This window comes from Xanthomonas maliensis, from assembly GCF_009192945.1.
Classification (GTDB): domain Bacteria; phylum Pseudomonadota; class Gammaproteobacteria; order Xanthomonadales; family Xanthomonadaceae; genus Xanthomonas; species Xanthomonas maliensis.
On the sequence record NZ_NSET01000070.1, the window covers coordinates 1 to 11,144 of the forward strand.

General features: G+C 67.2%; 10 protein-coding genes and 1 pseudogene. 5 read left to right on the top strand and 6 right to left on the bottom strand.

The genetic code is table 11. The features are described from left to right. Both plsB and CKY51_RS20070 read left to right on the top strand, forming a co-directional pair. Positions 1-1,791: glycerol-3-phosphate 1-O-acyltransferase PlsB (plsB, locus tag CKY51_RS20065; RefSeq protein ID WP_152249771.1), on the top strand; the 1,791-nt coding region annotated here is incomplete at its 5' end. 424 nt (positions 1,792-2,215) lie between these two features. Continuing rightward, complete coding sequence (locus CKY51_RS20070) at positions 2,216-3,196, top strand: zinc-binding dehydrogenase (protein WP_022971441.1); 981 nt, start codon at positions 2,216-2,218, stop codon at positions 3,194-3,196. A gap of 205 nt (positions 3,197-3,401) precedes the next feature. Here CKY51_RS20070 and CKY51_RS20080 read toward each other — a convergent pair. Together CKY51_RS20080 and CKY51_RS20085 are read right to left on the bottom strand one after the other, a co-directional pair. Beyond that, positions 3,402-3,624 (bottom strand): annotated as a pseudogene (locus CKY51_RS20080) (integrase core domain-containing protein); the annotation flags it as partial. An 87-nt stretch (positions 3,625-3,711) separates the two neighbouring features. Next, a complete protein-coding gene (locus CKY51_RS20085) occupies positions 3,712-3,933 on the bottom strand; it encodes a YdcH family protein (RefSeq protein WP_022971440.1) in 222 nt (73 codons plus the stop codon). 138 nt (positions 3,934-4,071) lie between these two features. Here CKY51_RS20085 and CKY51_RS20090 point away from each other — a divergent pair, with 138 nt between their 5' ends. From CKY51_RS20090 to CKY51_RS20100, 3 genes are all read left to right on the top strand, one after another. Next, complete coding sequence (locus CKY51_RS20090; RefSeq protein ID WP_022971439.1) at positions 4,072-4,644, top strand: hypothetical protein; 573 nt, start codon at positions 4,072-4,074, stop codon at positions 4,642-4,644. 846 nt (positions 4,645-5,490) lie between these two features. Next, a complete protein-coding gene (locus tag CKY51_RS20095; RefSeq protein WP_022971437.1) occupies positions 5,491-6,198 on the top strand; it encodes a Tox-REase-5 domain-containing protein in 708 nt (235 codons plus the stop codon). An 8-nt stretch (positions 6,199-6,206) separates the two neighbouring features. Next, positions 6,207-6,944, top strand: a complete 738-nt coding sequence (locus tag CKY51_RS20100; protein WP_162141699.1) for an Imm52 family immunity protein — start codon at positions 6,207-6,209, stop codon at positions 6,942-6,944. Between the two features lie 77 nt (positions 6,945-7,021). Here CKY51_RS20100 and CKY51_RS20105 read toward each other — a convergent pair whose 3' ends face one another. The 4 genes from CKY51_RS20105 to CKY51_RS20120 form a co-directional block, all read right to left on the bottom strand. After that, complete coding sequence (locus CKY51_RS20105) at positions 7,022-8,575, bottom strand: cryptochrome/photolyase family protein (protein WP_022971435.1); 1,554 nt, start codon at positions 8,573-8,575, stop codon at positions 7,022-7,024. 70 nt (positions 8,576-8,645) lie between these two features. Continuing rightward, entirely contained in the window at positions 8,646-8,813 is a 168-nt protein-coding gene (locus tag CKY51_RS20110; protein WP_081641338.1) for a DUF2256 domain-containing protein, read from the bottom strand. A 93-nt stretch (positions 8,814-8,906) separates the two neighbouring features. Continuing rightward, positions 8,907-9,962, bottom strand: coding sequence for an NAD(P)/FAD-dependent oxidoreductase (locus CKY51_RS20115; protein WP_031338971.1), 1,056 nt, complete (start codon positions 9,960-9,962; stop codon positions 8,907-8,909). A 450-nt stretch (positions 9,963-10,412) separates the two neighbouring features. Further along, on the bottom strand, positions 10,413-11,144 hold a 732-nt coding region (locus tag CKY51_RS20120; protein ID WP_152249773.1), incomplete at its 5' end, for a family 43 glycosylhydrolase.

Consider the following 11,144-nt stretch of genomic DNA (forward strand, 5'->3'; position numbering starts at 1 on the left):
CAGGCCAAGCGCGACAACAGCAAGCCGGTCGATGCCTGGCGCAAGGCGCATGCCTATGCCTGGGAAATCGCCGCCGACTATTCCAGCCCGGTGGTGCGTTCGGCCAGCTTCCTGCTGACCCATGTGTGGAACCGCATCTATGCCGGCGTGCTGGTGCATCACCTGGACAAGCTCAAGCAGGCCGCGCCTGGCCATGAGGTGGTCTATGTGCCCAGCCACCGCAGCCACATGGACTATCTGCTGCTGAGCTACCTGTTGTACGAGCGCGGCATCGTGCCGCCGCACATCGTGGCCGGCATCAATCTCAATCTGCCGGTGGTCGGCACCTTGTTGCGCAAGGGCGGTGCGTTCTTCATCCGCCGCTCGATCAAGGGCAATGCGCTGTACTCTGCGGTACTGAGCGAATACGTGGCCCAGCTGGTCGCCGGCGGCTACTCGATCGAATATTTCGTCGAGGGTGGGCGCTCGCGGACCGGCCGTCTGTTGCAACCCAAGGGCGGCATGATCGCGATGACGCTGCGCGCCTACCTGCGCCAGCCGCGCAAACCGGTGTTGTTCCAGCCGGTCTACATCGGCTACGAAAAGCTGATGGAAGGCAACAGCTATCTGGACGAGCTGACCGGCCGGCCGAAGGAAAAGGAGTCGATCTGGGGCTTGTTGTGGTCCATCCCCAAGGTGCTCAAGCAGAACTACGGCCAGGTGGTGGTGAACTTCGGCGAGCCGATCGCGCTCAACGACGTGCTCGCCCACCACGCACCGGAATGGGATGGCCAGCCGCTGGCCGAAGACGAGAAACCGGCCTGGCTGGCGCCGGCGGTCGACACCCTGGCCGCGCAGATCCAGACCCGCATCAACTGCGCGGCCGACGTCAATCCGATCAACCTGCTGGCGCTGGCGCTGCTGTCCACGCCCAAGCACGCGATGGGCGAGGCCGATCTGATCGCGCAGATCGAGCTGTGCAAGAAGCTGCTGGCGGAGATGCCGTATTCCGATCGCGTCACCGTCACCCCGCACACGCCCGAGCGCATCATCACCCACGCCGAAGAGATCAACGTGCTCACGCGCGTGTCGCATCCGCTGGGCGACGTGCTCAGCGTCAGTGGCGACACCGCGGTGCTGCTGAGCTACTTCCGCAACAACGTGCTGCACCTGTTCACCGCCTCCTCGTGGGTGGCGTGCTGCTTCCAGAACAACCGCCGCATGAGCCGCGCCGGCCTGATCCGGCTGGGTCGCACGGTGTACCCGTTCCTGCAGGCGGAGTTGTTCCTGCCGTGGAGCGAAGATCGCTTCGCCGAGCGGATCGAACAGACCATCGACATGTTCGTGCGCGAAGGCCTGCTGCTCAACGTCACCGACGATGATGGTGGCATTCTGACCCGCAATACCGGGCAGACCGACGAAGTGTTCCGGCTGCGCGCGATCGGTCACTCGTTGCAGCAAGCCTTCGAGCGGTATTACATCGCCATTTCGGTCCTGGTGAAGAATGGTCCCGGCGTGCTCGGTGCCGGCGAATTGGAAAGTCTGTGCCAGCAGGCCGCCCAGCGTCTGAGCTTGCTGTACGCACCGGCAGCACCGGAGTTCTTCGACAAGACGCTGTTCCGTAGCTTCATCCAGAAGCTGCGCGAGCTGCGACTGGTGTGGCCGGACGAGAACAGCAAGCTGCTGTTCGACGATCGACTGGATGCGTGGGCGAAGGACGCCAAGTTCATTCTGGGACGCGAGCTGCGCCATACCATCGAACGGGTCAGCCCGGCGGCCGCCAAGCCGGATGCAGGGGTGGCCCCGGAGTAACGCCCGCCCGTGCGCGGCGCGCGCTGAGAAAGTTGCTGCCGTGCCGACGAGGCGGCGCTCGGCGTGGCGCGCTGGGGGAGGTGATCGGCAGCGCGCTGCCGATGCGCTTGCGCAGTGTCTTGCCTCGTTTCATGCCAGCCGAAGGTGGCGCGCTGCACGTCGCTGCCTTGCGTGCCGGCTTGCTGCTGGCGAGAGACGTGCGAGCGTCGATGATGTCTTTGGGCGCGATCAGGCGCCCAGATCCTGGCGCGTGGCGACGCGTTCTTGATCGCGGCGCGTTGGGTATTGCCTGGCGCCCGTCAGCGATTTCACGCAATGGTTGCGTTCGTTTCACCGCCGGCGCGCAGGCCGACCTCTAGCATGGCGGTCCCTTTGACGATGATCGGGTGTCGCCGCCGTGCGGCCAGCCCGGCAGGAGAAACGCATGCGCGCAGCCATCCATACCCAGTTCGGCGATCCGGCGACCCTGTTGCACGGCGCCGACCGCCCGACACCGGAGCCCGGTAAAGGCCAGGTACGCATCGCGATGCGGCGTGCCCCCATCCACAACCATGATCTGTGGACGGTGCGCGGCAACTATGGCTACAAGCCGGAGTTGCCGGCGATCGGCGGTAGCGAGGCGGCCGGTGTGATCGATGCGCTGGGCGAGGGCGTGAATGGCCTGAAGGTCGGGCAGCGGGTGGCAGTGGCTGGCGTGCATGGCACGTGGGCCGAGTTCTTCCTGGCGCCCGCCGCCGCGGTGGTGCCGTTGCCCGATGCACTGGACGATGCGCGCGGTTGCCAATTGATCGCCATGCCGCTGAGCGCGCTGATGCTCATCGAGTTCCTGCGCGTGGGCAAGGGCGATTGGATCGTGCAGAACACTGCCAACGGCGCCGTCGGCAAAACCGTGGCGATGCTGGCGGCGACCCGCGGCATCAACGTGATCAACCTGGTGCGCCGCGATGCCGGGGTCGAGGAACTGGCTGCGCTGGGCATCGGCAATGCGGTGTCCACCGCCAGCGAGGGTTGGCAGGCGCAGGTACGCACGCTGGCCGGCGATGCGCCGATCGTGCGTGCGATCGATTCGGTGGCCGGCCAGGCGGCCGGTGAGCTGATGGGGCTATTGGCCGAAGGCGGCGAGCTGGTGTCGTTCGGCTCGATGACCGGCGAGCCCCTGCAGATCTCCAGTGGCGATGTGATCTTCAAGCAGGCCACGGTGCGCGGCTTCTGGGGCAGCAAGGTCACCCAGGCCACTGCGCCGGAGGACAAGCGGCGGATGATCGGCGAGCTGGTGAAGGCCGCGCTCGACGGCAGCCTGGCGCTGCCGGTGGAAGCGGAGTTCGCTCTGGACGATGCCGCCAAGGCCGCTGCGGCCAGCGCCGAGCCCGGCCGGCGCGGCAAGGTGCTGCTGCGCGCAGGCTGAGCCGCCATAGCCGACGGGCACAATCAAACGCAGCATCGTCGAAAGCCAGGCAGTCAACCTTGGTGTAGGAGCGCGCCCGAGCGCGACGGGCCTTCTCGGAAAGCTTCGTCGCGCTCGGGCGCGCTCCTACGGAACCGAGGACGCCGGCTGCTCGTCTGCCGCCAGTCGGTAATCCCCCCGCTTTTAGCGGTCGCCAGAAGTGGAGCTAAGCGGCCATCGCCAACTTCATTGCAGGCGTGATGCCGCCGAGCCATATTCAGACGCGCGTGGGTGTACGCCCATAGCCAGCGGGTGGCTTTGTCCTGCACCTGGTCGATGGTGTCGAACAGGGTTCGGGCGAGCCAGGCGTAGCGGATGGTACGGTTGTAGCGTTCAACGTAGGCGTTCTGCTGCGGATTGCCCGGCTGGATGTGCTCGACCCGGATGCCATGTGCGCCTGGGCCGCGCCGCACGGTGCTGTCAGCGTCGGCTGTCAGTCCATCAGCGGACAGGCGGTCACTGCATCGCCCAACGGTTCAGGCCGGTTGATCCGGAATCAGCGCGCTTTCCAGCTTGGCGATGCAGTCCTTCAGCTGAAGCTTGCGCTTCTTCAGCCGCTTCATCTGCAACTCGTCGTCCATGTTGGCCGGCACCCGCTGGATCTCTTCGTCCAGCGCACGGTGGACGCGCCGCAGTTCGGCGACGCGTTCGGCGATCTGTTCGGGCGTCAGCAGGTCATCCACGCGCCGAGCATACACAACCCGTGCGACGGGTGTATCCCGCCCTTGCCAAGCGCCTGCAGGCTGCGACAATGCCCGCGCGCCGCAGGGGAAACGGCGGCGCCCTCGTCATCATCGTCACCGCACGGCCCGCGCCGTGGAGAAAGGAGTCTGCCCATGCGTCTGCGTACCACCCTGCTGGCCCTGAGCCTGCTGACCACCACCGGCCTGGCTGCTGCGGCCGATGTCGCCAAGTACGACGGTTTTCTCTGCTGCAACCTGCGCACCGACGGCAGCTGGATCAGCGACAGCAACTATGCCGAGGACGGCAAGCGCGTGTTGCCGGTCGGCACCCCGGTCAGCGTGACCGGCTTTGGTCGTTATCGCGTCAACCTCAAGATCGCTGGCGAGAAGCAGTCCATCGGCAACGACTACAGCCGCGACCTGGACAACACCGCCTTCGCCGCCCGTTATGTGGTCAGCGCCGATCCCAAGCTCAAGCTGGCGACCTATCCGCCCAAGATCCGCAAGGCCATTACCGACGGCAAGCTCACCGGCGACATGACCCGCGAGCAGGTCATCATGGCGATGGGCTACCCGATCAGCAGCGAGAACCCCAATCTGGAGGCCTCGTTGTGGCGTTACTGGCGCGACAGCTTCTCCGAGTACCAGGTGCAGTTCGGCCCCAGCGGCAAGCTGGTCAAGGTGACCGCCGATCCGCAGCTGATGAATCTGATCTGGATGCCGTGACGCCTCGCGGCAGCCACGATCGATCGCTGCCCATGCGTGGCCGGCGATCGGAGCGGCAGTGCAGCGCGCGCAATGAGCGTGATGCAATGAAGCGACCCGCCTGCTGGAGCATCGCTCGTCGCACCCGCCGCGTCGAGCGATCCACGGACAGTGGCGTCGCGCATGCGGGCTGTGGATCAAGCGCTGCATGTCCGCATCTGCAGCGCCTGGAGTAGCGGATCAAGGGACATTGGCGAGCTGCTTGCCGGCACGATGCTGCGATCACGGTGTCGACGGCGCACACACCCGCGCCAATGACGACGTTGGCAGCGTGCTGTCGCTGCACGTGCTCGTGGGCAGCGTGTTCAGCCGCTGCCGGGCGCGGCTGAACACGCTGCAGTGAGTGGTCGCGTCCGACGATGGCGTCTTGCGGCAGGCCGTTGTCGCCGATGCGGAGTTCCCGCGGCGGCGTGTCGCACGCTGGGGACGCCGATCGGAACCGGGCGGAGGAGACACGGCGCAATCCAGGCATATCGCCAATGCATCGCTAGGTAGCGCATCACCGCGACGAGCGCCGAGCGAGGCAATTCTGCAGTGCAAGTATTGCTAGCTAGCGCGACTGTCGAGTGTCGCTGCGATGTTGGGCAATCGCTGCAGCTCTAGAAAAAAACCAAGAATTTCCTTAGAAAATGCCTGTCAGGCCTGGAGACCACTAGGCAAGCCGGCTATTCCGTGGCAAGCTGATTGATAGCGATACTAACTTCGCATTCGGTCCATGCCCGGAGGTGGAAGGTGATCAAGGTCTTTGCCCGTGGCATCGGGCGGTGGGTGCCGCCGTCCTGCGCCGGCGATCGCTAGGGCACGGGCATGGTCGCCGTCCCGATTCCGCTGCCGCCTCCGCCGGTGGTCCGCCCGGGCGACTGGGACCCGTCGGCCCCCGATCCGCTTGGCGGCCCCACCGTGGGACAGGTCTGGGGGCGGATCAAGCAAGCGCTGGGGGTGACGCCGGACACCCAGGCGACGCCGCGCGTCGACACCCACGAGACCGATTGCTCCCAGACCAGCAACCAGAACCAGTGCAATCGCTGCAAGTTGGGGCAGGGCGTGATGGTGCCCGCCAACTACACCATCGGGCTGCGGCAGTACGCCAACTTCGATTACCAGTTGCAGATCGCCAACCTGGCCGCGGCGCCGGAGCGCTTCGGCTACACCTTCGGCGGCTCGGCTCTGGATCGGGCCAGGCTGCGCCTGCTCGGCGGCAAGAACGAGATCACCTTGTCCGAATGGAACTACCAGGGCGTCGGGTTCGACGGCTTCTGGCGCGGCCAGTGCACGGCCGTCGAGGCCAAGGCCGAGTACGCCCAGTTTTTCACCGACGACGCCGAGCCGCGCTGGCCGTTCGTGCAGAAGAAGATCATCGGTGGCTGGGTGGAGCAAAAGAATCGCCAACGCCGGCTCGTGACCCAGGCCGGCGCACCGTCCAGGCTGCAATGGCATTTCAAGTACCGCAGCTGCTTCATCGCCGCGGTGCGCGCATTTCGTGCCGATGCGGCGCTGTGCCGGTACACGCCATGAGCGGCGGCATGATCCGCGCCACGATCGATGTGACGATCGCCAGGGAGGCGCTTGCGCTGGATGCCGGCTATGCGCGGCTATGCGCCTTGGTGGCTTCGCTGGCCGCGGTGCACCCGTCGTTGCGCGCCTGGTACGCGCTGGCCGATACGCGGAACGGCCCCGCGATTCCGTTACAGGACAAGGCCGCGTTCCTGGCCGATGTGCTCGCCGAGCAGACGGGCATGGATGCGCAGGACCGCGGCTTCTGCGCGATGCTGAGCACCGCGCCCGACGACCGTGCCTGGCTCCGGCCGGGGCGGGCCTTGCTGAGCTTCGCGCCCAACCAGGGCTATCTGACCTATGAGGTCTATGACCCCATCGCGGCGCATGGCGCGGCTGGCACCACCGAGCTGTTCAAGCGCGCGCTGCGGGCGATCGCGCAGAGCCAGCCCGTGCTGTTCGCAGCAACCGATGTCAATGCGCGCCTGCGTTCCGGCAAGGGCGTGACGATGTATGCCGGTGAGCACCAGCTATTCGCCCATCGGCGCTGGTTGGGCTGGATGGGCGTGGTGCCGCAGCCGGTTGAGCCCAGGCATCTGCCGGAAGCGGCGGCCGTGCTGCCACTCGGTCGGCACGGGACCCTCATCGTTGCTGTCGACGCTTGCTTCGACCTGCATGATCCCGAGCATCTGCGCCGCGCGCACAGCGTCGAAGCCCGGATGGCGCATATCGGCCTGCTCGATGTCGTCGACGATGCGCTGCGCTAGCGCGATATCCACTCACCATGTGCTGCTGACAGCGCACATGGCACTTGCCTGCGGACAAGGCACGCGTCGGCGTTGCGCTAGAGCGCTTCCAGATTCGCCCGCAGGCTGGCGGCGTGATCGCGCAGTGCGTCCAGGTGCTGATCGCCCAGACGATCCAGTTGCCGGTAGACCATTGCCAGGCGGTGGTTGCCGCCCAGGGTGGCCCGATGGCGTGCGAAGAAGTCCCAATACAGCGCATTGAACGGACAGGCGCCTGCGCCGGTCTTTTGCTTCTTGGCGTAATGGCAGCCAGCGCAATAATCGCTCATGCGGTCGATGTAGGCGGCGCTGCTGACATAGGGTTTGGTCGCCAGCAGGCCGCCGTCGGCAAACTGGCTCATGCCCACGGTGTTGGGCGCTTCGACCCATTCGAAGGCGTCGATATAGACACCGAGGTACCACTGATGCACCTGTGCCGGATCCAGCCCAGCCAGCAAGGCGAAGTTGCCGATCACCATCAGCCGCTGGATATGGTGCGCATACGCATGTTCCAGCGACTGGCCAATGGCGTGCTGCAAGCAGCGCATCTGCGTCCGCCCGGTCCAGAACCAGGCCGGTAGCCGGGCGTGGTGGCCGAGCGCGTTGCGTGCGGGATAGCCGGGCATCTGCGACCAATAGATGCCGCGCACGTATTCGCGCCAGCCCAGGATCTGCCGAATGAAGCCTTCCACTGCCGGCAGCGGTGCGGTGCCGGCGTGGTAGGCCGCTTCGGCCAGCTGTACCACTTCCCGTGGACGCAGCATCTTGGTGTTGAGTGCAAACGACAGCTGCGAATGGAACAGCCGCGTGCTGGCTGTGCTCATCGCGTCTTCGTAACGGCCGAACAGCGGAAGCACCTGGTCGATGAAGTGCTGCAAGCAGGCCAAGGCCTCGGCACGGTTGAGCGGCCAGCGCAGCTGTGCGGCCTGCGGCTCACCGAAGCTGTTCACCCCGGCGGCCTGGATCACCGACCACAAGGCGCGATGATCGTGCTGCGGGCGCACATCCGGCGGCACCGCCGGCGTGCCCGGCCACGGCTGGCGATTGTCGTGGTCGTAGTTCCACTTGCCGCCCACTGGCGCAGCGTCGGCCTCGATCAGCACGCCATGCTGCCGGCGCATGTGGCGGTAGAAATGCTCCATCAGCCATTGCTTGCGCTGGGCGAACAGCGCCGCGACTTCCTCGCGGGTGGTGTAGAAGTGCGCGCTGTCCACCATGGCGGTGGCGAACGGCTGCGCCGCGCACCAGTCGCGCAACTGCGCATCCAAGCGCCACTCGTCCGGCGCCTGGTATTCCAGCCGTTGCGCACGGTAATGCGCCATCAGCGCGGCGAGGTTGGCGGGGATCGCGTGGCGATTGCTGTCCTCGTCGATCCGCACATAGCGCACGCGGTGACCGGCGGCACGCAACTGCCGGGCGAAGTCGCGCATCGCCGCGAAGATGGCCAGGATCTTCTGCGCATGATGCAGCACATAGTCGGTCTCCTGACGGACTTCCATCAGCACGTAGACCACCCCCGGATCGCGCTGATCGAACCAGGCATGGTCGGGATTGAGCTGATCGCCCAGCACCAGGCGCAAGGTCTGCGCCGCTGCTGGAGGCTCGCCGCTCATCGTCGGCGGTCTCGCAGCGCGATGTGGCGGTGGCGAGGCGTGGGCGCGTCGGCGCGTTGACACGCTCGGATCAGTGAGCGCCCGTGGGGGAATCGGCCGCCGCGGCAGGGCGCGTGCGTCGGCAGCGTTCGGAGCAATACCGCACCTGCTCCCAGACCTTCTCCCATTTCTTGCGCCAGCGGAACGGGCGGCCGCAGCGCACGCAGCGTTTTTCCGGTAGATCGTGTTTCTTGCGCATGGCGTGCTCGCAAGGCGGCGGAGAAAGGTCGCGATGGGGGGCGAGCGCAGCCCCGCGCAGGATCCTGCAGGCAGGCTGGCAACCCGGTGTGCATCACGGCGCAAGCGTCCCGGCCAGCAGTTGCTGTGCCATGGCCTGGCCGCTGCGCCATGCGCCTTCGACCGTGCCGCCCTGCAGCCAGTCACCGCACAGGCCCAACCGCAGTGCCGGGTCCCACAGACAGCCCTGCTGCAGTGGCACGGCGGTGTCGGCATAGCGCCAGCGGTGGGCGGTGGCGCGCGCAGCGCGGACCTGCGGGCCGGCCAACGCAGCGAACGCCTCCAGCAGCGCAGTGATGACGGTCTCGGGCGTGGCCTCCAGATGCTGCTGGCTCCAATGCGGAGTGGCATGCAGGAGCCAGGTGTCCTGACCGACGCGACCGGGCTTGCTGCTGTCGCGCGCGCACCAGCGCAGCGGGCCGGCATTGACGAACAGTCCGTCCCACGGCAGCGCCAGCGCCGCCTCCAGCCGCAGCATCACTGCCCAGCAGGGCCGCATCTGCACCGAGGTCGCGACCGCCGCCGACGCCGGTGCGGCCGCCTGGAGCAGCACGGCGGCTTGCGGCGCCGGCAGGGCGAGCACCACCGCGGCGAAGCGGGTCGGATGCACGCCATGGTCCAGGGCGTGCAACTCCCAGCCATCTGCGCTCGGCCGCAGCGCAGCGATCTGTGTCTGCAAGCTCACCGTGACAGGTGTTGGCGAGGCCTGTAGTTCCTGCAGCAGCAGTGCGGCCGGCGCGGTCATGCGCGGCGTACCTACCCAGCGTTGCAATTCGCCACGGCTAGGGTGGAACTGCGTGCCATCGTGGCTGGCCAGGCGTCCGGCCCACGCTGCTGCCGCACCCGCCTGCTGCCAGCGCGCGACCTCGCTGGCAAAGTCCGGATCGCGCGCGGTGAAGTACTGCGCGCCGTGATCGCATTGCCAGGCGCCGGCGGCGTCCTCGGCCAGACGTGTGCTCATGCGTCCGGACGGCCCGCGGCTCTTGTCGAACAACTGCACCGCGCGCCCGGCCGCGGCCAGTTGCTGGGCGCAGCGCAAGCCGGCCAGGCCGGCGCCGATCACCGCGACTGGCGAACGTGCGGGTGGCGCTGTCGCGTCACCGCCGGTCATGCTGGCCACGGCAAAACGCCGGATACCGGCATCGGCCGCATCGACCGCAGCGGAGTCGACGGGATGCGCTGTGGGAGTGCGTGGGTGCGGGCATGCCGAGCGTGGCGGGAGCAGGTGGGGCACCGATTGCACCGCAGCGCCCGTGAGCCTGCTGTCGTGGTCGCCATACGGCAGCTGCCCGGCGCGGCGGAGACGCGATGCGCTGTGCCGATGGGCGTGCCTGCGCGCGGTTGCCATGCCGCATGCGGGTGGCAGATCGACAGCCGCGGCAGGTCGCCGCAGCCATCATCGCCGCGCCGCGTCACGGCGTGGCGCAGCGCGTGCTCGCAGGACGGTGGCTGCGATCTTCGGTCTGCTGGTCATTGCGTGGCGGCAGCGGGGGAGCCTGCTGCTGCAGGGTCTGGTGCCTGCGATCGGCAGCGGTCTGCGGCGGCCGCCACGTGCACGCTGTCACCAGGGCGAAGGCGCGTCCGGGCCATAGGGATGAATGGTGGCGATGCGGCCGTCGGCCGTGTGCTGCAACGGCGCCATCTTCATGCTGCGCAGATGCGTCTGGCCACCGGAGAGCACGCTGTCGTGATAGAACAGATACCACTGCCCCTCGAAGGCGCAGATGGAGTGGTGCGTGGTCCAGCCCACCACCGGCGCGAGCAGCACGCCTTGATAGGTGAACGGACCGTACGGCGAGTCGCCGGTGGCATAGCAGATCAGGTGGGTATCGCCGGTCGAGTAGGACAGGTAGTAACGGCCTGCGTGGCGATGGACCCACGGCCCTTCGAAGAAGCGGCGCGCATGGTCGCCGGCGCGCAGCGGGTGACCGTCGGCATCGAGGATCAGCACTTCACGGCTCGGCTCGGCCAGGCGGGTCATGTCCGGATGCAGGCGCGCAACGCGCGGACCCAAGGCCGCTGCATCATCGGCCGGTTCGTCATGCTCGGCAGCGTAGTGGTTGTCGCGATAGTGCTGCAGCTGGCCGCCCCAGATGCCGCCGAAGTAGAGGTAATGCGCGCCATCGTCATCGGCCAGCACGGCCGGGTCGATCGAATAAGCACCCTCGATGGGCTCGGGTTCGGCCACGAAGGGCCCCTCGGGACGTTCGCCCACTGCCACGCCGATCAGGAAGCGGCCATCGGCGCGCTTGGCGGGAAAGTACAGATAGGTCCGGCCGTTGCGCTGCGCGGC